Consider the following 22,082-nt stretch of genomic DNA (forward strand, 5'->3'; position numbering starts at 1 on the left):
GGGGTTTTGCTTAAAATCTCTAGGTACATTCTCAAATAAGGAAGATAAACAATGAATAAAAAAGTTTGGACAGCACCTACTGTTACCGTCTACGGTGACGTTGAAGCCATTACAGAGCAAATTAAACCGAAAAAACTCGGCGCGTCTGATGACTTTGGTGTTGCTGGTGTCAGTGACGCTTAGTGATATCCCTTGAAAATATCTTGACTAAGCGATCGCACATCCCTATGATGATGAGCGTGTTTCCCTAATTAGCGTCTGGTTTTACTGAATTTACAAACAGGAGTAGAGTTCATGAGTAAAAAAGTTTGGACAGCACCTACTGTCACTGTCTACGGTAACGTTGAAGCCATCACAGAACAAATTAAGCCCAAAAGACTCGGCGCGTCTGATGACTTTGGTGTTGCTGGTGTCAGTGACGCTTAGAGGAATTTTTCTGAGGATAAACGGCTAATTATATCCTCAGAAAAATATTGAATCTGACTTTTCACGCTATGTAGAAAACTTAACGTGAAACCTAACCCCCAACCCCTTCCCTTGTAGGGAAGGGGAGCAAGAATCAAAGTAGAGACGTTGCATGCAACGTCTCTACAGTTGCAGGGGAGAGGTACTCTAACGAGAAGCCGCTCCGCGTCTTTGGAGAGGGGTTTTTTATATCCCGTGAAAAGTCAGGTATTGAATCACGTTCGTAGTCAGGACTTCAGTCCTGATTTTAGGACTAATACCAATTCATGAAAAGAATGAAACAGATGCGTAGGTTGGGTTGTAGCTTGCTTCCACGGAGTGGTACGAAGTGAAACCCAACAATCACAAGACTTTGAGGTGTTGGGTTTCGTTCCTCAACCCAACCTACATTTGCATCATATTTTTTGTGAAATGGTATAAAGTCCTTACTACGAACTGAATTTTCATGCTCCTGCATTGCATATATCAAAAATAATTTCCAAATGTATAAATACTCGGCGTATGGTTTAGGTATACATTCCCATCTAGTTTTACCTGAGCTACTGGAAGCTGATACAGACTGTGATATCACTGTCACAGTCAAAAATAGTAGTCTGGGATATGTTGAACCTTCTGAGCCTAGAGAATATCTGCAAGTTTCACCACAGGAAACGATAGTTGCAATGAAGGGTGTGGGTATCTTTCACATCCTCAACGGGAAGGAAGTTATTGTCACCCCCGCACCCAATGCAGACAAACGACTGATGCAATTGTGCCTTGCCGGTAGTGCAATGGGGATTTCGCTCTATCAACGGGGTTTTTCACTGTTATTACACGCTAGTGCAGTAGCGGTTGATGATCAAGTTATCTGTTTTCTCGGACATTCTGGTGCGGGTAAATCTTCCGCCGCCGCCGCCATGTTGGCGCGTGGTCATCAGATTGTATCAGATGATATAGTACCTGTGGTTTTGACCTCTCCAATTCAGGTAGTACCCGGCTATCCACAAATGAAGATGAGTCCAGAAGTGGCTACTACCTGCGGTTATGATTTGGAATCGTTGATTTATTTGCATCCTTTGTTGGGTGAGTACGCTTATCGCCGTGAACAGGATTTTGTTGGCACGCCGCAACGGTTGCATAGTTTGTATGTACTGGTGGATAGTGATGAGTTAGCAATTGAGCCGGTGAGCGCGCAAGCTGCGATATTGGAATTAATTACTAATTCTTATGGGATACGTTCTCTACAGCAGGCTATTAACCGTGAACGGCATTTGAGTGCGTGTGTGGAAGTTTTGCAGAGTGTACCTATTTATAGGCTGAAAAGGCCTCGTTCTTTGCCTCTGTTGTCGGAGGTAGGGAGGTATGTGGAGGATTATGTGTGTTCTCGGATGGAACGCAAAGTGGCGCAAAGGTAAACGCGGAGGTACGCAGAGGGGTTTATGGTGAGGAAGTTACGGTTGGTGGGTGTTTTGCCGGCATTGGGTTTAGTGTGGCAAAGTAGTCCTCGGTGGGCGATCGCGCGTACACTGATTTTATTTATTCAGGGTATATTACCTTTAGTATCTATATATATAGCTAAACTGATTATAGATACGGTGGCGGCTAGTTTTAGAAGTGGTGATCAAACGGCTGCTATTAATCAGGTGATATTTTTAGTTATTTTGGCGGGTGTTGTTACTATCACTACTGTTGTCTGTAATGCTTTGGCTGAGTTGGTAAATAATGCCCATTCTCAACGGGTGACAGACTATATTCAAGATATTCTCCACGCTAAGTCTATAGCAGCTGACCTGGAATACTACGAAAATTCTCACTATTACGACACGATGCAACGAGCGCAGCAAGAAGCTCGTTATCGACCACCTTTAATTATCAATCGTCTGGCGCAATTAGGGCAAAGTAGTATTTCTCTGTTAGGGATGATTGGTTTATTGTTATCTTTACATTGGTCTATTGCTGGGGTGTTAATTGTTATTTCCCTACCAGCGATGTTAGTGCGTGTGAAATATGCACGTGTGGTGTATGATTGGCGACGCAAGAAAACATCAATGGAACGCCTATCAGAATATTTAGGTTGGATACTCACATCAGAACAATTTGCTAAGGAAGTTCGCTTATTTAATTTAGGAGATTATTTTGGTCAATGGTATCTCCGTATTAGAAGACAGATATATAAAGAAAGTCTTGCTATTGATAGTAGACGGGCTATTGCTAATTTTATTGCTCAAACTATTTCAGGTGTTGTAGTTTTAGGAGTGTTTACATTTATTATTTTTCAAACTATTCAAGGTGTTTTAAATATAGGAGATTTAGTATTATATTCCCAAGCCTTACAACGAGGGGAAAGTGATATTAAAAGTTTGTTGAGTAGTATGTCGGCTCTCTACGAAGATAATCTATTTTTAGCAAATCTCTATGAATTTTTGGAACTCAAACCCAAGTTAGCTGATCCTGTCAATCCTGTTCCTTTTCCACGTCCTATCCAAAAGGGTATTGTAGTGGAGAATGTGGAGTTTAAATATGCTAACAGTAGTCGTCAAGCGATTAAAAATGTTAACTTGACTATTAAGCCAGGGGAAGTTGTGGCTTTAGTTGGTGAAAACGGTTCAGGTAAAACTACATTAATTAAACTTCTCTGTAGATTATATGATCCGACTTCCGGCTCAATTACTATTGATGGTGTTGACATCAGAGAATTTAAAATTGCCGAATTACGCCACGAAATTAGCGTGATTTTTCAAGATTATGCCAAGTATAATTTCACAGCCCAAGAAAATATTTGGTTCGGCAATATTGATTTACCACCAGCACCAGAAAGTATTATAGCTGCGGCGCAACTTTCCGGTGCTGATGATGTAATTACCAAATTACCCCAAGGTTATGATACTACCCTGGGGCAATTGTTTTCTCAAGGAGAAGAATTAAGTATTGGTCAATGGCAAAAAGTAGCTTTAGCTAGAGCATTTTTAAGAGATTCCCAGTTAATTGTTTTAGATGAACCGACTAGTGCAATGGATGCTAAAGCTGAGTATGAAGTGTTTGAAAAATTCCGCCAACTAATTAAAGATCAATCTGCTATTTTAATTAGTCATCGTCTATCTACTGTCAAAATGGCCGATCGCATTTACGTGATGGATAATGGCACAATTGCAGAAAGCGGTACTCATGAGCAACTCATGGAGATAAATGGGACTTACGCCCACTTATTTGAAACTCAAGCACAACAATATCGTATTTAGGAGGTAGGAAAAAGGTAAGTCAACATAATTTATTAGACATATTTTTCTCCTGTTACCTAATCTACAACCTTGAGCAATCCTCTTTTTATGCCATCTAATACTCTACTAATTTGTTGGCGTTCTCTTTCATTTAAGTCTTCTTTAGATAGCAGTGTGGACATAAGTAACTGCTGATCACATCGCGTAATTCTGCCAAGAGAAAATATGTGTTCTAAAACTGTCTCTAAAGAGATGGGGGTTGAAGTACTGGTGGCTTGCATATTTCTCACCAAAACTTTATGTTTTTTAAAACTAAGTTATTTCAAAATAACAATTTTTCATAAAGTGTGACATTAGTAGTGACACGGAATCAGGGCAGTTGAAACGTTATGATTTTTATGCCTCCTCTGATACTCGCCTTTTCGGTAAAATAACTAGGCACATTAGCAAACAATAGGTTCAAGCTCATGGCGATCGCAAAGATTGGAATTATTGGTGGTAGCGGTTTATATCAAATGGCTGCCTTGAAAGATGTGGAGGAAATACAAATTGAAACGCCTTTTGGTTCACCTTCTGATGCGTTAATTCTCGGAAATTTAGAGGGAGTTAAAGTAGCTTTTTTAGCTCGTCATGGGCGTAATCATACGTTGTCACCTTCCGAGTTACCCTTCCGTGCCAATATCTATGCCATGAAACAGCTAGGTGTAGAGTATTTAATTTCTGCTAGTGCGGTGGGTTCTTTACAAGCGGAAGCAAAGCCACTAGATATGGTAGTGCCAGATCAGTTTATTGATAGAACCAAAAATCGGATTTCTACATTTTTTGGGGAAGGTATCGTTGCACACATTACCTTTGGTGATCCGATTTGTCAAAATTTAGCGATGGTGTTAGGGGATGCGATCGCTTCTCTCAATTTACCAGATGTTACCCTCCATCGTGGTGGTACTTATGTTTGCATGGAAGGGCCAGCATTTTCCACCAAAGCTGAATCAAATCTTTATCGCAGTTGGGGTGCAACCATTATCGGTATGACTAATTTACCGGAAGCTAAGTTAGCCAGGGAAGCAGAAATTGCTTATGCAACCTTAGCACTGGTAACAGATTACGATTGTTGGCATCCAGATCATGATAGCGTCACAGTAGAAATGGTAATTGGTAATTTAAAACGTAATGCTGTGAACGCGCAAAAAGTGATTCAAGAAACCGTGCGCCGCTTGAGTGAAAATCCACCACACAGTGATGCACATTCTGCTTTGAAGTATGCAATTTTAACCAACTTAGCTAAAGCACCTGCGGAAACAAAAGAAAAGTTAGGTTTATTGTTAAAGAAATATTTGTAGACTTACCCTAAAATCATCTAGAGACGCGATTTATCGCGTCTCTCAAGAGCAATTTTCTCACCTATTAAAGCACTCCTAAATCTCTCATTACCTCCACCCATTTATCTGGGGTTGGTAAAGTTTCTTTGAGAAATTCAACGGTAAGATGACTGGCGTTAGCTTTATATAAAAGGGTAGCGTAGGTAAAAGAACTAGCTGGTTTCTTGAAATTATCTTGACCATGAATATAAATCAATTCTGCCAGTTTTTCTTCTACTTTAATAATAGCAGTGGGGGCAAGGCTAAGTAAATCATTCATCCATTGTTTTTTTTGCTGCATAAAATCAACTAATTCTCTATCAGCAGCATCTTTAAAATCACCACAAATCGCCTGAATTTTTTGCCATTTATAACTACCCCAGGGTTTAGCCTTCATTACTGGTAACTGCCATTTCACCATTTCTTCTTGCCAATAATCTTTACTGGCTTCTACTTGGAAAATCTCAAAACTTGGTAAAATTAACCCAGTTAATCTACCACCGTGGCAAGCTCCTGTATCAATGCCATAAGTTTTTGTAGGAATAATCAGTGGTTCATTTCCCACAACGTGATGACCAAAAATAACTGGTTTTCTGCCAGTATACAATTGACTCCAATATGTCTTGCCATAGCGTTTTTCTAAGTGCTTTTCTCCGGCAGTACAACCACATAAAACCTCTGGTTTTTGCTGGTGAATTGGTATCCCATCTTCTACCGCCGCATGAACAAAAATCGCGTCTTCAGTTTCGTGATAATAAGGTAAATTATTAACCCATTCTAAAAATTTTGGATAGCGATCGCCAAATTGTAATTTGACAATTTCCTGAGAATAAGAGAGCGTTTGACGTAGGTGTTTACGTTCGTGATTACCCATCAACACGATCGTGTTAGGACGATGTTTAAGAAACTCATAAACTTTTAAAGAATCAACCCCACGATCAACAATATCTCCCAAGGAAATTAAGAAATCTTCCTCTGTAATTTCCACTTTTGCTAATAACTGCATCAGTTCTGCATAGCAACCATGAATATCACCAACTACAATTGTTCGCATAGTTCAAATTTAATTAAATGTTTTAATATAACAGATTCGATGTTTATGAGGTACAGCAACTGATTGAAAAAAGTAATGAATAATGAGTCACAAGTAAGAAATTTACTCATTACTCATTACTCATTACTCATTACTCATTAGACTTATCGCGTCACGTACCAACCATACACTGTGACACTTGCGTAAGTCCTGATGACATGAAAATTATTACTAGATTAGCATTATGTATCACTGTAGTCATTTGTACAGTCGTGTTGATGCTCAGTATTTACCCTACTACGCTTACTAATTCTCAGCTAACCAATGTTTTCCGTTGTCTCAATTATAACGTTGGTATTGGTAGGACGACGGGTAAATTTAAGAAATATTCAGATTCCTTGGCGGAGTGTGGGAGCGATCGCTACTATATTCCTGTTTACTGACTAATTAATCAAGTTCCTATTCAGGACTAAATTTCTGACTACAAACCTTTAATTAGGTTATAACCGTTAACGATAAATTTATTTCTTTTTACTCTCATGAACTCTCTACAAAACATCCTGAAAATATTAGTTTTACTGAGTTTCATCACCTATATCCAAATACCTCCGGCTGCGGCTGATGTTTTACCTCCCGGAGAATCTCCAGTTTCTTATTGTTTTCAAGTAGCAAATCTTAATAAATATCCAAATCATTTATTAATTGCTCATATTAAATCACAAAACCCCAGCCTGCCAACATATAACAGAATCCTCAAGCAAGGTAAATGTTTAGAACTGAATGGTTATCGGGAATATAGCGATATCTATGCCATTAAAAAATACCAGGTAAAATCTCAGGAGATTATCAAGAGTCAAGCAGGTGAATCTCTGAAAGATTTCAACAGTAAAAAACCCCTGTTAATTCCTACAAAAAATAGTATTTATTCCCTGCGATTATTACCGGATAGATATGGAGTCAAACAAGTAGCTGATGTATTGGAAATTGTGGGAATTACACCGAAGTCTCTGGAATTAAAATACAAGGAAGTTATCTATACCTCTCAAAAAGGCAATTCTGAAAGCAAAGCATATCAATCACAAAATAATCGACCTTTACCTTCTTCAAGTCAGAAGGTGAATTTTTTAAACTTTATCATTCCTGGTATATCCATAGTTAGTATGATGTTAGTTTATCGCACATCAAAACTTTTCAGAAAACCCAATTAATTTTTATAAGATGCCAATAGTTGCTGCCATTGCTTTAGTGTTAATCAGTGCCATTTTATCTGTAGCTTTTCCCCTGGCTACTTATACCTTTACTTTAGCAACCTTTGGACTTACCCATGTTTTAACAGAACTACATTACGTTAATAATCGCTTTCGTCAACGTCTCGATAATAACTTGTGTTTGGAGATTAGTCAGTTATTATTAATCATCATTTTTCTTCGTAGTTCACACTTATTGGGGTTAATTTCTCGTGAATTGAGTATACCTTTAGAGTTAATTTGTGTAGTTGGGTTAGTTGCACTTGTCATCCCAGTATTAATTAAAAAAGACTGGCGATTAGGACTTTTAGGAAGTGCATTATGTGGCATTATGACACTAGGAATCTTTTTGTCAGCAACTCTAACATTGTTGTTATTCACTATTTTACATAACATTACCCCTGTCGGATTTATCGCTGAAAAATTGCGTGGCAAACAACGAAATTATGCTTTATTAGGGTGTGTTGTTGTATTTATTCTGATTCCCTTAGTGATTATTTCTGGAGTTCCCAATCAATTTTTCTCTGATATAGGTTGGCTAAACTTAAACGCATCTCTTTTTCCCGTAGGTGAACTCGATTTGCATTTGGGAGTATTTGTACCACCGCAACTACATCATCAAGGGATATCTAGAACAGCATACAACTATGCAATTGCTGCTTTTTCTGCCGCAGTTTTTTTACAATCAATGCACTACGCTGTAGTAATTGGCATCTTACCAAAGTGGGAAAATACTCATAAAACCAGACTAACTAACAGTTTATTCCCCAGAATGGTGTTATTTTTAAGTACATTATTATTTCTCTATTTTAGTAGGTCATTTATTAATTCTCGCTCCCTATATGGAATTATATCCGCAGTTCATGCTTGGGTAGAAATTCCAGTTTTACTTGTAGCTTTAGCAATTCCAGAAGATACAAAAATAACTTCTCAAAGTATATTATCTCAATAATTTATCAATTAATAAACCTCCTAAAAATGAAGTTAAATTAGCCATCATTGATAAAAATAAACCCTGTCGCCAAGCTAAGTTTAAAATTACAGTATATAAAATACTTTCAATAATAATTACCCCACTTTCTATCAGCCCTACTCTGATGTAAAATTGCATATAGTGGATTAGTATCTGGTTAGTTTCCCAAGCTAAAGGATGAGTAAATAAAGTCGCAATAAAGGCTGCAATCAGCGCGTTAGATATATCTCTAAATGTAAAAAATTGACGGGTAATTCCTAACAAAATTAAAACTAGTGGTACTTCAATTACCCAAGAAATTATTAATGCTAAAAATTGTGTCATAACTAACAGCTATGCAATTTTTGAATAAAATCTGCCATTTACCTAAAATTCTTTATCTAGTTCTAGCGATCGCAATTTCCATTATCGGCTTTTTTGTGATTAATTTAGACACTGGTGCTATAGAAATTACCAGTATAGAGTTTATCGGACAAGCTACATTACCAAAAGGCTTATCCTTCCAAAAAACTGAAGTTGGAGGTTTATCTGGAATTACCTACGATGCTACAACCGATCTTTACTATGCCATCTCTGATGACCGGGGTCAAAAAGCACCAGCGCGTTTTTATACTTTTAAGATAGAATTAAATCAAGGTAATTTGCAAGATAAGGGTGTGCAGACTGTTGGTGTAACTACACTATTAAATGATAGTAATCAACCATTTCCCCCCAGTGAAACTGATACAGAAGGAATTGCTGTCACCAAAAATGAAACAGTATTTATTTCCTCTGAAGGTGACGTGAACCAATTAATTAAACCCTTTATTCAAGAGTTTAATTTAGCTTCTGGTAAAGTTATGCAAACACTACCTATACCCCAAAAATTCTTACCTGATAAAAATAAACAAAAAGGCGTTCGCAACAACTTAGCTTTGGAAAGCCTCACCATTACACCTGATAACAAATATTTATTTACAGCTACAGAAAATGCCCTCATTCAAGATGGGGCGATCGCTGCACCTAATATTGGTACTTCATGCCGCATTTTGCAGTATAATCTCAGCAATAATCAACCCGAAAAAGAGTTTATTTATCGAACTACACCTGTAACATCTTTTTTTAATCCTACAGGTAAATTTGCCAGTGGATTACCTGACTTACTGGCTTTAGATAATCATGGTCACTTTCTCAGTATAGAACGTTCTTTTACTGGATTAGGATTTACTGTTTTTTTATTTGAAATTAATTTAACAACAGCCGATAACATTCATTATATAGATAGTCTAATAGCAGTTGATAGCGAACATATTCAACCTGTACAGAAAAAACTGCTGTTAGATTTAAGAACTCTCGATGTAGCTCTAGATAATATAGAGGGTTTAACCCTTGGGCCAAAACTATCCCGTAGAGAACGCCTTTTAATCCTTGTCAGTGACAACAATTTTAATGCAATTCAACGCACCCAGTTTTTAGCATTTAAGCTCAGAACTGCATCACCTATTATGAGTTTATTCCGTCGGATGTTTCAGTAGATGTTGATAAAAAAACCTATAACTAAGTGCAAGTTCAACTTCTTGACTATCCTCCCCAACACACAAAGACATCAAAAATTTCAAATACTCTCGGTAATATTTTACGTATTAAGTAAAATCACTGTAGTTTTTACCTTGGTTAATTTAGTTGAGCTAGGGATTACGTAAATTTCCTCATCTCTTTTGTTTAGGTAATATGTTACATAGTATTTAAGGAATTTTGTCGAGGTATGAGCAAAACTCTCCTAAAAATTTCAGATATTGATTTTGAGCAATTTTCACATTGTATAAATCAATTGGTAAATTTAAATAAAATTTGCAAGTGAAAATTATTTCTTCCATAAATTAACAATTATTTGATAGCGTAAAGTTTCCAAATATGGTCAACTCAAGAAACGAGCCAGATGTTTATATTGGAAAGTTTTTAAACAATCGCTATTTAATAATAGATTTGATTGGTAAAGGCGGTATGGGACGAGTTTACTTAGCAGAAGATACAGCTAAGGGTGGTAAACAAGTCGCATTAAAAATTCTCATGCTCAGTTTGGCCAATCAACAGCTATCTCAACGCTTCGGCAGAGAAATTTTTATTGGCGCACAACTCGGACGTAAAAGCAAACATATTGTCAGAGTTTTGAGTTATGGTGTCACTGATGATAAAACTCCATTTTATGTTATGGAGTATCTCCAAGGTAAAAATCTCAAGCAAATCTTGAAGGCTCAAACCTTAACAATTGGCAAATTTTTAGATATTTGTTATCAAATTTGTTTAGGTTTAGAATGCGCCCATCAAGGTATTATTCTCAAAGGTGAAATTTATCCAGTTGTACATAGAGACATCAAGCCAGAGAATATATTTATAAATACAGATAATAAAAAAAATGAAATTGTCAAAATTTTAGATTTTGGCATTGCTAAATTTTTAACAGAACGCAGTGGGATGACACTAACAGATTCCTTTATTGGTAGTTTACCCTACTGTTCTCCAGAACATATGGAGGGACGCAAATTACTTGATGTCCGTTCTGATATTTATAGTTTGGGAGTTTTAATGTTTGAAATGCTGACAACAAAGCATCCATTTCAAACACAAACTAACTCATTTGGTAGTTGGTATCAAGCTCATCACTTTCAAACACCACCTACATTCAATGAAGTCAATAATGAGTTAAAAATTCCCCAGGAATTAGAACAATTAGTAATGAATTGTTTAGCTAAAGAAGTAGGCGATCGCCCGCAAAATATTAATGAAATTTTACAAGTTTTAGCACAGGTAAAAAACAAAATTGAAACTAATGTTGGTAGTAGTGATATTTGGGAAAGCCTACCTACAGTACAATTAGTACCTGTAACTTCTATCTCTGAAAAAGAATGCTTACAAAAAAAATGGCCTAAAAATAAACCTATTCAGCCAATTGGTTTTCCTCACTTACTACATACTACCCAAGGTATTATTCCTACATATTGGGCAATGTTACCCAAGCAAGAAATTGTCAGTTTCTTAAATAAAAATCAAAGCACTGAGTTTATTCAAAAAGTCTCAGTTTATCCGATGGTATTATGGGTAACAGTATTATATGATCGACCATTATCTTTGATTCGCTGGTTATCATCTTTTATAGATTTAAACCAAAATCAAGGTCAGAAAATAGTCCGAGTTTTGGCAGAAACAGGATATTATCATTTATTATTTTTTGCCTTAGAAGAACCTCACAATTGCAGTAATGTCATAACTTTAACACTCACCGGTAAGCAGCGTCAGCAATTACTTGATTGGTTAAACTTTAGTCGTACTTTAGAGCCAACTGCATTAATTTCACCTGAAGAAGCCAAAGGTATGCTCAGAGGAGAATATGAAAAAATCAAACTAAAAATCATGGAAACTTTAGTGGCTGATCAACAAATTGATAGATTTAAATTTAAAAATTGGCTCTCTCAAATGATTGAAAGCTTAGTACAGTTTTTTATTCCTAATAACAACAATTAATATTTTATATTGTATAAATTCATCATATTAGAGGTTCTATACAGTGAATCAAAGTGCATTTGCATCTACAAATACAAAGAAGACAAGACTAATTGCTAATCGCTATCAACTGCAAAGAGTAATTGGTAGTGGTGGTATGGGGGAAGTTTTTTTAGCAATTGATACATTATTAGGGGGAACACCAGTTGCAATTAAATTTTTGACGCAAACTGTTGCTGATGCCAAAATTCAAAAAGACTTTGCTCGTGAAGCCTTGATGAGTGCTGCCTTAAGTCAAAAAAGCCTGCATATTGTTAGAGCTTATGATTACGGTGTTACTGACAAAGGAAAACCATTTTATGTCATGGAATATCTCAACGGACAAAGTTTAAAAGACTTAATGCCTTTACCATTACCCAGATTTTTAAATTTAACACGTCAGATTTGTCTAGGTTTACAGTGCGCTCATGAAGGTATTCAAATTGATGGAAAGATTTGTCCTTTAGTACATCGAGACATTAAGCCAGCTAATATATTAGTTGTTCCAGATCCGATATTAGGACAGTTAGTCAAAATCCTCGATTTTGGGATTGCAAAATTTTTGAATTATGCGACTACCATTAGTACCAATAAAGGATTTCATGGTACTTTACCTTATTCTTCACCTGAGCAGCTAGAAGGGGAAAAATTAGACGCACGTTCTGATATTTATAGCTTGGGTGTGATGATGTTTGAAATGCTTACTGGTGAAAAACCTTGGCAACCAGAAACAGATTTATTTGGAGCTTGGTATAAAGCACATCATTTTGAAGCACCCCGAAGCATAGCAGCAGTTAATCCCCACCTGAAAGTACCACAACAAATTAATGATTTAATTATGGCTTGTTTAGCTAAAAAAGTTAGCGATCGCCCCCAAAGTGTTCAGGAATTATTACAAGTTTTAGATGGTGTAGAAAATTCAAAAATAGCTAATTCAGATATAAAATCAAATACTAAAAATACTCCTGCGGTTTCCCTGAATTGTAAATTTATTTTAGCTGTTGAAAAAAACTTTAGACAATTTACTTGGCCTAAAAATAAACCTATACAAGAAATCGTTTTTCCCCAACTCATTAATACTAGTCAGGGAAAGTCGGTGACACTCTTGTTAATGTTGCCAGAAACAGAAATTGAAAAGCTATTAAATGCCAAACTATACAACCGATTTATTTTTATCACATCTCCTCACCCCATGCTTTTATGGGTAACAATGCTCTACACCCAAGAATTTGGAGCTAAATGGCTACCATGCTACCTAGATATGCAAAATCCCTATAACCTGCGTCTAGTATCATCTTTAGCTAATAATGACAGCTATCCTCTCATGTGCTTTACCCTAGAACCCCCCAACAAATGTACCCAAGTAATTACGAGTCAAATTGAACTCAGTCAACGCCAAAAGCTAAAAATGTGGGTAGAACAAAGTCAAAAACTCCCACCAACTACTCAACCCCAGTTGAGTAAAAATCTCCTGAAACAACAGTACAAGCAATTACAGTCTCAAATGTTACAAAAAATGGCTTAGGGAGTGGGTATTGGGGAACTGATAAAAAAATTTTCCAAATTAGGTTGACAAATCCTTGGATGTTAGTCATAATAGGGAAGTTGCCAATTAAGGGACTGTAGTTCAATTGGTTAGAGCACCGCCCTGTCACGGCGGAAGTTGCGGGTTCGAGCCCCGTCAGTCCCGTTCTAATTTATTAAGACCAAGTGCTGAGTGAGTTAATTTGTGAGTGTAGACTGAATATCCTAACTCACAACTCATGACTCAATACTCAGCACTTACGCGCGTGATGTGTAAAGCCCCCAAGTATAAGACACAAAACCAAAAAAAGTTTTGTGTCTTATATGTCTTTTAAGTGGGGGATATAAGCGAATGATCCTTTAGGTTCGGCAGTTGCTTTCCGACGCAAGGCGACAGGAACGCACTGCCTCACCGAATTAATTCGGTCGTGACGTGTGGGAGGACGGTAGAAATAGCATTAATAGCTAATTCCCAATTCTTTTTTCTGTTTAAGTATTCTGTTGCTAAGGTTTCCCGTCTGGTAAATATTCACCCAATTCGTTATCGCTAGGCTTGCTAAAAAAACCAACCCATATTTAATTCTCCAAAATAGGTTATGCTGGTCTTGTAGCGTAATAGGTTATCGATTGCTAGTATACGAGTTCAAGCTAAAGGGTAAACAGCAGCAGTTCAACCTGATTGATGAAGCAATCAGGACTGCTTTGTTTATCCGTAACTCTTGCGTTCGCTACTGGATGGATAACCCAAAAGTCGGCAAGTACGATTTAAGCGCATACTGCAAAGAACTAGCCGCAAACTTTGAGTGGGCAAACAAGCTCAACTCAATGGCTAGACAGGCATCAGCAGATAGGGCTTGGGCTGCAATTTCTCGGTTCTATAGCAACTGCAAGAAAAAAGTTGCAGGCAAGAAGGGTTTCCCAAATTTCAAAAAACGTGGGCATTCTGTGGAGTACAAAACTACAGGATGGAAGTTATCAGAAGATAGAAAATATCTCACCCTGACTGACGGATTTGAGATTGGGAGACTAAAGTTAGTTGGAACTTATGACCTGCATTTTTATAAAATCAAGGATATTAAGCGTGTCCGATTGGTAAAACGTGCAGATGGTTACTACGCTCAATTTTGTATTGCTGTTGACCGAGAAATTAAGGTAGAACCAAGCAAAAAGGTTATTGGTTTAGATGTCGGTTTAAACCACTTCTACACTGATTCCAATGGAGAGAAAGTAGAAAACCCTAGATTCTTGAGGAAATCTGAGAAGGCATTAAAACGCCTACAAAAACGGGTTTCTAAAAAGTTCACAAAAGGTAAACCCCAATCTAATAACTACAAAAAGGCTAGAAACAAACTAGCAAGAAAACACTTGAAAGTTAGTAGACAGCGTAAAGACTTTGCTGTGAAGTTAGCAAAGTGCGTAATCCAGTCTAACGACGTGGTTGTCTATGAAGACTTGCAAGTGCGGAACATGGTTAAAAACCACAAACTAGCCAAAAGTATTAGTGATGCTTCTTGGTATCAGTTCCGGTGTTGGCTGGAATATTTTGGCAAGGTATACGGCAAAATAACCATTGCTGTCCCACCACATTGGACAAGCCAAAACTGCTCTAACTGTGGAAAAACTGTTGTCAAAACTTTGTCAACCAGAACCCATGAATGCCCCCACTGCGGAACTGTTTTAGATCGAGACGAAAACGCAGCACTAAATATTTTAGCGTCGGGATTAAGTACGGCGGGACACGTCGGAACTAACGCTTGGGGAGAGAACGACCTATGCTTGAATCTGGTGACAGATTCAAGTAAGTTGGCTCGGTGAACCAAGAATCCCCGAAATTCTATTTCGGGGAGTGTCAATATAGTAATCATTGCTTTGCGAAAGAGAGAACTATTGTGACTGTCAGAGTCCGAATTGCTCCTAGCCCAACTGGGAATCTACATATTGGTACAGCTAGAACAGCTGTTTTTAACTGGTTGTTTGCCCGTCACCACGGCGGGAAATTTATTTTGCGAATTGAAGACACAGACCTAGAGCGATCGCGTCCCGAATATACAGAAAATATTCTGGAAGGATTGCGTTGGTTGGGACTCAACTGGGATGAAGGACCATTCTTTCAATCCCAACGCCTAGACTTGTACAAACAAGCAGTACAAAAACTCCTAGATCAAGGTTTAGCTTATCGTTGCTACACCACCTCAGAGGAACTGGAAGCCTTAAGAGAAGCCCAAAAAGCCAAAGGCGAAGCCCCCCGCTACGACAACCGCCATCGTCACCTCACCCCAGAACAAGAAGCACAATTTCAAGCCGAAGGCCGCAGTTTTGTCATCCGCTTTAAAATTGACGATGACCGGGAAATTGTCTGGAATGACTTAGTTAGGGAAAAAATGGTTTGGCGCGGTAGTGATTTAGGTGGTGATATGGTTATCGCCCGCGCTGCTGAAGACGGTATTGGTCAACCTCTATACAACTTTGTGGTTGTAGTAGACGATATTGATATGCAAATCACTCATGTGATTCGCGGAGAAGACCATATTGCTAATACAGCCAAGCAAATTCTACTGTATGAAGCTTTAGGAGCAAAAACCCCTGAATTTGCCCATACGCCCTTAATTTTAAACATGGAGGGACGTAAACTATCTAAGCGCGATGGAGTCACATCCATCTCTGACTTTAAGCAAATGGGCTTTACATCAGAAGGTTTAGTAAACTACATGACCTTGCTGGGTTGGTCGCCACCAGACTCTACCCAAGAAATATTTACCTTAGAAGCAGCCGCCAAAGAATTTAGCTTTGAGCGCGTCAATAAAGCCGGGGCAAAATTTGACTGGGCGAAATTAGATTGGTTAAACAGTCAATATCTGCACAATATGCCAGTAGACAAACTCACCGATTTAATTATCCCCTACTGGGAAGCGGCTGGATATCCATTTGATAATGGACGAGATCGTGCTTGGTTAGAAAAGTTAGTTGGTTTACTCAGTGCCAGCTTGACTCGCTTAACAGATGCTGTAGAAATGAGCCAACTGTTTTTTAGCCAGACAGTACAATTAAGTGCAGAAGGTAGCCAGCAATTACAGCAACCAGGTTCTAAGGAAGTTCTGCAAGCCATCATCACAGCCTTAGAAAACCAACCCCAACTAACAGAAGCATCTGCCCAAGACATAATTAAACAAGTGGTGAAAGCCCAAAACGTCAAAAAAGGGTTAGTTATGCGATCGCTCCGCGCTGCCCTAACTGGAGACGTACACGGCCCAGACTTGATCCAATCTTGGTTACTCCTCAATCAAATTGGTTTAGACAAACCACGCTTGAATCAGTCCATAGCGTAGGCAGGGGGGCAGGGGGGAGGGAGCAGGGAGCAGGGAGCAGGGGGGGACAAGGGAGAGGGAGAAATATTTACGCCAATGCCCCATGCCCAATTCCCAATGCCCAATTCCCAATGCCCAATTCCCAATGCCCAATTCCCAATGCCCAATTCCCTAACCTTACTAGTCAATTTCTCTCAAATTGGGAACATAAACTGTAAAATTAATGTCTTCTCAACCACTGAGATAATTATTAAATTACTATGTCGAAAACAACGCTAAATCAATTGATTCGATTATCTTTAATGATAGTTACATTAGGCGTTATATCGGCAATTGCTGCCGCCACCACAGCCCAAGAAACCCCCCCAATATTTGGAGATATCACTATCAGCCAAAAATTTTCTCCAGACCCCCTCACAGTTAGGGGTATGAGTGGTGGCTCAGTAGCAGCAAACAAAATTGCTGGTAGAGTTGATACCTCTACTGGCCCTTGTATTGGATTTGTAGATGAAGCACCAGACCACACGATTAAGTTAAACAATAAATTTGAGTATCTAAAACTTCAAATACAAGCAGATAAAGACACTACTTTGATCGTCAAAGGTCCTGGTGGTACTTGGTGCAACGATGACTTAGAAGACAAAAATCCCGGCATACTGGGCGAATGGCTACCAGGAGATTACCAAGTTTGGATCGGTTCTTACGACAAAGATCAATATTTTCCTTACACTTTACAAGTTACAGAAGTCAAGTAGTCAGTTATCAGTTATCAGTTATCAAGTAACTGTTCATTGATTTAACTCCCTTGTCTCCCTTGTCTCCCTTGTCTCCCCTGCCCCCTGCCCCCTGCCCCCTGCCTCCTGCCCCCCACACCCTCTAATTCCCAATCGCTGCCACGATCGCCATGTTGTATTAGAATTAAGTTAACTTTAATTAAGATTCTTGTCGGCATCTGAGATTTCACATCAGCACCTACAGCTTTGTGGTAATGCCTGATTGGACATCAAATTAAACAAAATGGAGTTATAAACGTCCGTTTTACAACTATCTAGTAACACTGTTGCTAGAAATAACTAATTGTAAATTGGCATCTAGAGGCAAATTAAAATGAAATTCTCTTGGAGAGTCCTGGTACTCTGGACACTGCCTGCTTTGGTAATTGGCTTTTTCTTTTGGCAAGGGGCGTTTGCAGCTAATCCTGCTGACATGAGCAAAAATGCTGCTAACACCCGCATGACCTATGGCCGCTTTTTGGAATATTTGGACGCTGGTCGTGTGACCAATGTGGATCTTTATGAAGGCGGCAGAACAGCGATTATTGAAGCCACAGACCAAGATATTGAAAATCGTGTGCAACGTTGGCGGGTAGATTTACCAATTAACGCGCCTGAGTTAATCAGCAAACTTAAGGAAAAACAAGTTAGTTTTGATGCTCATCCAGTCCGCAATGATGGTGCTATCTGGGGACTTTTAGGCAATTTGATTTTCCCAATCCTATTGATTACTGGATTGTTCTTTTTGTTCCGTCGTTCCAATAATATGCCTGGTGGCCCTGGTCAAGCCATGAACTTTGGTAAATCCAAAGCGCGTTTTCAAATGGAAGCGAAGACTGGGGTAAAATTTGACGACGTAGCCGGGATTGAAGAAGCGAAAGAAGAATTACAAGAAGTTGTCACCTTCTTAAAACAGCCAGAAAGATTTACAGCCGTTGGCGCACGTATTCCCAAAGGGGTGTTGTTAGTAGGCCCTCCAGGTACAGGTAAAACTTTACTAGCAAAAGCGATCGCTGGGGAAGCTGGTGTACCTTTCTTTAGTATTTCCGGTTCAGAGTTCGTAGAAATGTTTGTGGGTGTGGGTGCTTCCCGTGTCCGCGACTTGTTCAAAAAAGCTAAAGATAACGCTCCCTGTATCATCTTCATCGATGAAATTGACGCAGTAGGTAGACAACGGGGTGCGGGTATCGGTGGTGGTAACGACGAGAGAGAACAAACCCTCAACCAGTTACTGACTGAAATGGATGGTTTTGAAGGTAACACAGGCATCATTATTATTGCTGCTACCAACCGTCCTGATGTCTTAGATGCAGCTTTGTTGCGTCCCGGTCGATTTGACAGACAAGTTACCGTCGATGCACCAGACATCAAAGGCCGCTTAGAAATTCTGCAAGTTCACGCACGGAACAAGAAACTTGATCCTAGTGTATCTTTAGAAGCGATCGCCCGTCGCACACCAGGATTCACCGGTGCAGACCTAGCCAACCTCCTCAATGAAGCCGCCATTCTCACCGCTAGAAGACGTAAAGAAGGCATCACCCTCAGCGAAATTGATGACGCTGTAGACAGAGTAGTTGCTGGGATGGAAGGTACACCCTTAGTAGACAGCAAGAGCAAACGCCTCATTGCTTACCATGAAGTTGGACACGCGTTGGTAGGGACTTTATTAAAAGACCATGACCCAGTGCAGAAAGTTACCCTGATTCCTCGCGGACAAGCACAAGGTTTAACTTGGTTTACCCCTAACGAAGAACAAGGTTTAATCTCTCGCTCTCAACTCAAAGCCAGAATTACTGGTGCTTTGGGTGGTCGTGCAGCAGAAGACATCATTTTTGGCGCGGCGGAAGTAACCACAGGTGCAGGCGGTGACTTGCAACAAGTAACCGGCATGGCACGGCAAATGGTTACACGCTTCGGGATGTCTGATTTAGGGCCTCTGTCCTTGGAAAGTCAACAAGGGGAAGTCTTCCTAGGTCGTGACTGGATGACTCGTTCTGATTATTCTGAATCAATTGCGGCTCGGATTGATTCTCAAGTGCGGGAAATTGTCGAACATTGCTACGAAACCGCCAAAAAGATCATCCGGGAAAATCGTACTGTCACCGACCGCATTGTCGATTTACTCATCGAAAAAGAAACCATCGATGGTGATGAATTTCGTCGAATTGTTGCTGAGTACACCGATGTACCAGAAAAATCTCAGTATGTTCCACAACTGTAGTTATTGTTGAAGAAACTCGAAATTGAGAAGGCAGGAGGTGTAATATCTCCTGCCTTTTTATTGATTTTTTGAAATAGTCTCTACAAAAGCTTTATGTTCATTTGACTGCAAACCTGCTTGTAATACTGCCAAAACCTGCTGCATATTTCCATTTAATAAATCTGTTACCGCTAACCACAAACCTGGAAAAACTCGACTGCGGAGAACGTTTTCTTCAGGCAGTAATTCTACATACTCACCCTGTTCTAAATAAAACCAACTGAGTTTTTGATCTAGCACTTGCCAGACTATATATTCTTTCACGCCATTGCGACGGTACGCTTGTTTTTTACCATGAAGGTCAATGGCAACACTACTAGCAGCAATTTCCACAACTAACTCTGGCGCACCTTCGATATAATCATCTTCAGTCAATTTGGCTTCACCACCTGCTTCTGGGGTGATGAGCAGAATCGCATCTGGTTGAGGTTCGTTATCTAAGTCTAGGCGTACAGTTGGTTCAACTCCCAAAGCTACACCAGCTGTAGCGGCTTCATATGTAAATAACCAACCAATAATCCAACCATGCGGTTGACTATGACTTTTAAAACGCAAGGCAGCAGGCATAATGTAGACAATTCCTTCGATCAATTCAGCTTTTTGCAAATTAGGCATGGCGTTATAACGACGCTCAAATTCATACCGGGTGAGTTTGTCGCCGTTTTCTAAAGGAGGAATTGTCCAGTTTTGTGGAGGTGTTTTTACCATGACGATCGCATCTTGGTTGAGCCTAAACTTATCGAAAATTTGGTTTGAAAACCCCGTCCTTCTAGGACGGATTTATGCTTTTTGTGTTAGCATAAGTACGTGGTTAATTGGTCGATACCCATGATTGTCTACGAGTTTAAGGTTAAGGGTAAAGAAAAGCAATACCAGGCAATAGATGAAGCAATTCGTACCAGCCAATTCATTCAAAATAAGTGCTTGCGCTATTGGATGGATAAAAAGGATTCAAAAGTAGATAAGTACGCATTGAATAAATATTGTGCTGTATTAGCGGCAGAATTTCCTTTTGCTGACGAACTCAACTCAATGGCAAGACAATCGGCGGCTGAACGTTCTTGGAGTGCAATTTCTCGGTTTTACGATAACTGCAAGAAAAAAGTTAAAGGTAAAAAGGGGTTTCCTAAATTTAAAAAAAACTGCCGTTCAGTTGAATACAAATCAACGGGATGGAAGTTAACTCTTAATCGTAAGTCGATAACTTTCTCAGATAAGAAAGGGATTGGAACTCTGAAATTAAAAGGGACTTACGACCTGAATTACTACGACATCAAGCAAATTAAGCGTGTCCGTTTGGTACGTCGTGCTGATGGGTATTACGCTCAATTTGCGATTGATATTGATGTCAAGGTAGAAAGTCAACCTACAAATCAATTAGTGGGTATTGACTTGGGATTGAAGTATTTCATTGCTGACAATAAAGGCAATGTCGAACCATCCCCCCAGTTCTACCGTAAGTCAGAAAAACAGTTAAACCGTGCGAATCGCAAAAAGTCTAAAAAGTTCAGCCAAGAAAAGAAGAAAGCTCGCGCCAGACAATCCAACAATTACCACAAAGCTAGAAATAGATATGCCCGTAAGCATTTAAGAGTAAGTAGGCAGCGAAAAGAATATTGCAAGAGATTAGCATACTCCGTCATCCAATCTAATGATTTGGTAGCCTATGAAGATTTAAATGTCAAAGGGTTGGTACATAATCGACATCTAGCTAAATCAATTAGTGATGCTGGTTGGTCAACTTTCCGCTTGTGGTTAGAATATTTTGGTCAGAAATATGGGAAAGTAACTGTTGCTGTTCCTCCCTATAATACGAGTCAAAATTGCTCTAACTGTGGTGAGAAAGTGCAAAAATCTCTGTCTAACAGGACTCATGTTTGTCCACATTGCGGATATGCGGAAGACAGAGACATCAACGCAGCAATCAATATTTTGAGACGAGGACTCAGTACGGTAGGGCATACCGGAACTTACGCTACAGGAGATTTACCCTCTTGGGCGATTGGCCGCGGCCTGTCGTCTAACGGCGAGTCTGTGAATGTAGAATCCCCACGCCTTTAGGCTGGGGAGTGTCAACCTATATTGTTTGTTAGGTTGAGGAAAAAAACTACCAAGTTGGATCACTAAATAAATGGATGGTTAATTCTTCATCTTGGGGTGGTACAGATGTAATGCAAGCACGAATAGTATCTCCATCATCAAATTCTACGGTGCAAGCATGACAAGTTCCCATCAGACAACCAGTGGGAATGAAAACTCCAGCGCGCTCTGCTACATCTAATAGGGGTTCTCCTACTTCAGCCTCAATGGTGACATTATCTGGTAAAAAACGGACACGAATATTCATTGCAAAATTCAAAATATTCTACGAAAAGCAAGCTACCGCATCTTGGTACAAATTGAATCAAGATTTTTGTAGTTTGAGAAA

23 protein-coding genes and 1 tRNA gene are annotated in these 22,082 nt (G+C 39.1%); 18 read left to right on the top strand and 6 right to left on the bottom strand.

The window, feature by feature from the left end; translation table 11 throughout:
* The first annotated feature begins 51 nt into the window (after positions 1-51).
* The 4 genes from ACPZ3T_RS06210 (at position 52) to ACPZ3T_RS06225 (ending at position 3,683) form a co-directional block, all read left to right on the top strand.
* The gene (locus ACPZ3T_RS06210; RefSeq protein ID WP_490274410.1) at positions 52-183 is read left to right on the top strand and encodes a hypothetical protein; all 132 of its coding nucleotides are present in this window, start codon (positions 52-54) and stop codon (positions 181-183) included.
* Between the two features lie 111 nt (positions 184-294).
* The gene (locus ACPZ3T_RS06215) at positions 295-426 is read left to right on the top strand and encodes a hypothetical protein (RefSeq protein WP_490274412.1); all 132 of its coding nucleotides are present in this window, start codon (positions 295-297) and stop codon (positions 424-426) included.
* A gap of 521 nt (positions 427-947) precedes the next feature.
* A complete protein-coding gene (locus tag ACPZ3T_RS06220; RefSeq protein ID WP_490274414.1) occupies positions 948-1,859 on the top strand; it encodes a hypothetical protein in 912 nt (303 codons plus the stop codon).
* 24 nt (positions 1,860-1,883) lie between these two features.
* Positions 1,884-3,683 carry an ABC transporter ATP-binding protein gene (locus ACPZ3T_RS06225; RefSeq protein WP_490274415.1) on the top strand — a complete coding sequence of 600 codons (1,800 nt, stop codon included), beginning with the start codon at positions 1,884-1,886 and terminating at the stop codon, positions 3,681-3,683.
* A 56-nt stretch (positions 3,684-3,739) separates the two neighbouring features.
* On the opposite strand, the gene ACPZ3T_RS06230 is transcribed toward ACPZ3T_RS06225, so the two are convergent.
* Positions 3,740-3,943, bottom strand: a complete 204-nt coding sequence (locus ACPZ3T_RS06230) for a hypothetical protein (protein ID WP_490274417.1) — start codon at positions 3,941-3,943, stop codon at positions 3,740-3,742.
* Between the two features lie 186 nt (positions 3,944-4,129).
* On the opposite strand from ACPZ3T_RS06230, the gene ACPZ3T_RS06235 reads away from it, so the two are divergent.
* Positions 4,130-5,002, top strand: a complete 873-nt coding sequence (locus tag ACPZ3T_RS06235; protein WP_490274419.1) for an S-methyl-5'-thioadenosine phosphorylase — start codon at positions 4,130-4,132, stop codon at positions 5,000-5,002.
* Positions 5,003-5,066: 64 nt separating this feature from the next.
* Here the strand turns inward: ACPZ3T_RS06235 and ACPZ3T_RS06240 are convergent, their stop codons facing one another.
* On the bottom strand, positions 5,067-6,074 hold the full coding sequence (locus ACPZ3T_RS06240) for a metallophosphoesterase (RefSeq protein ID WP_490274421.1): 1,008 nt from the start codon (positions 6,072-6,074) through the stop codon (positions 5,067-5,069).
* A 197-nt stretch (positions 6,075-6,271) separates the two neighbouring features.
* Between ACPZ3T_RS06240 and ACPZ3T_RS06245 the strand changes: the two genes are divergently transcribed.
* The 3 genes from ACPZ3T_RS06245 to ACPZ3T_RS06255 all read left to right on the top strand — a co-directional run bounded on the left by ACPZ3T_RS06245 (position 6,272) and on the right by ACPZ3T_RS06255 (position 8,252).
* Positions 6,272-6,496, top strand: a complete 225-nt coding sequence (locus ACPZ3T_RS06245; RefSeq protein ID WP_490274423.1) for a hypothetical protein — start codon at positions 6,272-6,274, stop codon at positions 6,494-6,496.
* 96 nt (positions 6,497-6,592) lie between these two features.
* Complete coding sequence (locus ACPZ3T_RS06250) at positions 6,593-7,261, top strand: hypothetical protein (protein WP_490274425.1); 669 nt, start codon at positions 6,593-6,595, stop codon at positions 7,259-7,261.
* Positions 7,262-7,271: 10 nt separating this feature from the next.
* The gene (locus ACPZ3T_RS06255; RefSeq protein WP_490274427.1) at positions 7,272-8,252 is read left to right on the top strand and encodes a hypothetical protein; all 981 of its coding nucleotides are present in this window, start codon (positions 7,272-7,274) and stop codon (positions 8,250-8,252) included.
* Here the strand turns inward: ACPZ3T_RS06255 and ACPZ3T_RS06260 are convergent.
* Positions 8,241-8,597, bottom strand: a complete 357-nt coding sequence (locus ACPZ3T_RS06260; RefSeq protein ID WP_490274429.1) for a hypothetical protein — start codon at positions 8,595-8,597, stop codon at positions 8,241-8,243. The genes ACPZ3T_RS06255 and ACPZ3T_RS06260 overlap by 12 nt on opposite strands.
* An 11-nt stretch (positions 8,598-8,608) precedes the next feature.
* On the opposite strand from ACPZ3T_RS06260, the gene ACPZ3T_RS06265 reads away from it, so the two are divergent.
* From ACPZ3T_RS06265 to ACPZ3T_RS06300, 8 genes are all read left to right on the top strand, one after another.
* Positions 8,609-9,787: an esterase-like activity of phytase family protein gene (locus tag ACPZ3T_RS06265; protein ID WP_490274431.1), complete on the top strand. Its 1,179-nt coding sequence runs from the start codon at positions 8,609-8,611 to the stop codon at positions 9,785-9,787.
* Between the two features lie 379 nt (positions 9,788-10,166).
* Positions 10,167-11,774 carry a serine/threonine protein kinase gene (locus ACPZ3T_RS06270; RefSeq protein WP_490274433.1) on the top strand — a complete coding sequence of 536 codons (1,608 nt, stop codon included), beginning with the start codon at positions 10,167-10,169 and terminating at the stop codon, positions 11,772-11,774.
* A gap of 43 nt (positions 11,775-11,817) precedes the next feature.
* Positions 11,818-13,317 carry a serine/threonine protein kinase gene (locus ACPZ3T_RS06275; protein ID WP_490274435.1) on the top strand — a complete coding sequence of 500 codons (1,500 nt, stop codon included), beginning with the start codon at positions 11,818-11,820 and terminating at the stop codon, positions 13,315-13,317.
* Positions 13,318-13,408: 91 nt separating this feature from the next.
* Positions 13,409-13,482, top strand: a tRNA-Asp gene (locus tag ACPZ3T_RS06280).
* 461 nt (positions 13,483-13,943) lie between these two features.
* The gene (locus ACPZ3T_RS06285; protein ID WP_490274437.1) at positions 13,944-15,131 is read left to right on the top strand and encodes an RNA-guided endonuclease InsQ/TnpB family protein; all 1,188 of its coding nucleotides are present in this window, start codon (positions 13,944-13,946) and stop codon (positions 15,129-15,131) included.
* A 74-nt stretch (positions 15,132-15,205) separates the two neighbouring features.
* Positions 15,206-16,642 carry a glutamate--tRNA ligase gene (gene gltX / locus ACPZ3T_RS06290; RefSeq protein ID WP_490274439.1) on the top strand — a complete coding sequence of 479 codons (1,437 nt, stop codon included), beginning with the start codon at positions 15,206-15,208 and terminating at the stop codon, positions 16,640-16,642.
* Positions 16,582-16,839, top strand: coding sequence for a hypothetical protein (locus ACPZ3T_RS06295; RefSeq protein WP_490274441.1), 258 nt, complete (start codon positions 16,582-16,584; stop codon positions 16,837-16,839). Before gltX ends, ACPZ3T_RS06295 begins: the two co-directional genes overlap by 61 nt.
* Before the next feature lie 42 nt (positions 16,840-16,881).
* Positions 16,882-17,376, top strand: a complete 495-nt coding sequence (locus ACPZ3T_RS06300; protein ID WP_490274443.1) for a hypothetical protein — start codon at positions 16,882-16,884, stop codon at positions 17,374-17,376.
* A gap of 41 nt (positions 17,377-17,417) precedes the next feature.
* Here ACPZ3T_RS06300 and ACPZ3T_RS06305 read toward each other — a convergent pair whose 3' ends face one another.
* The gene (locus ACPZ3T_RS06305; protein ID WP_490274445.1) at positions 17,418-17,573 is read right to left on the bottom strand and encodes a hypothetical protein; all 156 of its coding nucleotides are present in this window, start codon (positions 17,571-17,573) and stop codon (positions 17,418-17,420) included.
* Positions 17,574-17,728: 155 nt separating this feature from the next.
* Between ACPZ3T_RS06305 and ftsH2 the strand changes: the two genes are divergently transcribed.
* Positions 17,729-19,615: an ATP-dependent zinc metalloprotease FtsH2 gene (ftsH2, locus tag ACPZ3T_RS06310; RefSeq protein ID WP_490274447.1), complete on the top strand. Its 1,887-nt coding sequence runs from the start codon at positions 17,729-17,731 to the stop codon at positions 19,613-19,615.
* A gap of 57 nt (positions 19,616-19,672) precedes the next feature.
* On the opposite strand, the gene ACPZ3T_RS06315 is transcribed toward ftsH2, so the two are convergent.
* Complete coding sequence (locus tag ACPZ3T_RS06315; protein WP_490274449.1) at positions 19,673-20,362, bottom strand: Uma2 family endonuclease; 690 nt, start codon at positions 20,360-20,362, stop codon at positions 19,673-19,675.
* A 120-nt stretch (positions 20,363-20,482) separates the two neighbouring features.
* On the opposite strand from ACPZ3T_RS06315, the gene ACPZ3T_RS06320 reads away from it, so the two are divergent.
* Positions 20,483-21,715, top strand: coding sequence for an RNA-guided endonuclease InsQ/TnpB family protein (locus ACPZ3T_RS06320; protein WP_490277135.1), 1,233 nt, complete (start codon positions 20,483-20,485; stop codon positions 21,713-21,715).
* A gap of 46 nt (positions 21,716-21,761) precedes the next feature.
* Here ACPZ3T_RS06320 and ACPZ3T_RS06325 read toward each other — a convergent pair whose 3' ends face one another.
* Complete coding sequence (locus ACPZ3T_RS06325) at positions 21,762-22,001, bottom strand: 2Fe-2S iron-sulfur cluster-binding protein (RefSeq protein ID WP_490274451.1); 240 nt, start codon at positions 21,999-22,001, stop codon at positions 21,762-21,764.
* Positions 22,002-22,082 lie beyond the last annotated feature (81 nt).

Source organism: Aliinostoc maniaoense (assembly GCF_058172895.1).

Bases quoted from the DNA above. Each gene is read 5' to 3' on its own strand.
- ACPZ3T_RS06210 (WP_490274410.1), top strand. From the start codon at position 52: ATGAATAAAAAAGTTTGGACAGCACCTACTGTTACCGTCTACGGTGAC.
- ACPZ3T_RS06215 (WP_490274412.1), top strand. From the start codon at position 295: ATGAGTAAAAAAGTTTGGACAGCACCTACTGTCACTGTCTACGGTAAC.
- ACPZ3T_RS06220 (WP_490274414.1), top strand. From the start codon at position 948: ATGTATAAATACTCGGCGTATGGTTTAGGTATACATTCCCATCTAGTT.
- ACPZ3T_RS06225 (WP_490274415.1), top strand. From the start codon at position 1,884: ATGGTGAGGAAGTTACGGTTGGTGGGTGTTTTGCCGGCATTGGGTTTA.
- ACPZ3T_RS06230 (WP_490274417.1), bottom strand. From the start codon at position 3,943: ATGCAAGCCACCAGTACTTCAACCCCCATCTCTTTAGAGACAGTTTTA.
- ACPZ3T_RS06235 (WP_490274419.1), top strand. From the start codon at position 4,130: ATGGCGATCGCAAAGATTGGAATTATTGGTGGTAGCGGTTTATATCAA.
- ACPZ3T_RS06240 (WP_490274421.1), bottom strand. From the start codon at position 6,074: ATGCGAACAATTGTAGTTGGTGATATTCATGGTTGCTATGCAGAACTG.
- ACPZ3T_RS06245 (WP_490274423.1), top strand. From the start codon at position 6,272: ATGAAAATTATTACTAGATTAGCATTATGTATCACTGTAGTCATTTGT.
- ACPZ3T_RS06250 (WP_490274425.1), top strand. From the start codon at position 6,593: ATGAACTCTCTACAAAACATCCTGAAAATATTAGTTTTACTGAGTTTC.
- ACPZ3T_RS06255 (WP_490274427.1), top strand. From the start codon at position 7,272: ATGCCAATAGTTGCTGCCATTGCTTTAGTGTTAATCAGTGCCATTTTA.
- ACPZ3T_RS06260 (WP_490274429.1), bottom strand. From the start codon at position 8,597: ATGACACAATTTTTAGCATTAATAATTTCTTGGGTAATTGAAGTACCA.
- ACPZ3T_RS06265 (WP_490274431.1), top strand. From the start codon at position 8,609: ATGCAATTTTTGAATAAAATCTGCCATTTACCTAAAATTCTTTATCTA.
- ACPZ3T_RS06270 (WP_490274433.1), top strand. From the start codon at position 10,167: ATGGTCAACTCAAGAAACGAGCCAGATGTTTATATTGGAAAGTTTTTA.
- ACPZ3T_RS06300 (WP_490274443.1), top strand. From the start codon at position 16,882: ATGTCGAAAACAACGCTAAATCAATTGATTCGATTATCTTTAATGATA.
- ACPZ3T_RS06305 (WP_490274445.1), bottom strand. From the start codon at position 17,573: ATGCCGACAAGAATCTTAATTAAAGTTAACTTAATTCTAATACAACAT.
- ftsH2 (WP_490274447.1), top strand. From the start codon at position 17,729: ATGAAATTCTCTTGGAGAGTCCTGGTACTCTGGACACTGCCTGCTTTG.
- ACPZ3T_RS06315 (WP_490274449.1), bottom strand. From the start codon at position 20,362: ATGGTAAAAACACCTCCACAAAACTGGACAATTCCTCCTTTAGAAAAC.
- ACPZ3T_RS06320 (WP_490277135.1), top strand. From the start codon at position 20,483: ATGATTGTCTACGAGTTTAAGGTTAAGGGTAAAGAAAAGCAATACCAG.
- ACPZ3T_RS06325 (WP_490274451.1), bottom strand. From the start codon at position 22,001: ATGAATATTCGTGTCCGTTTTTTACCAGATAATGTCACCATTGAGGCT.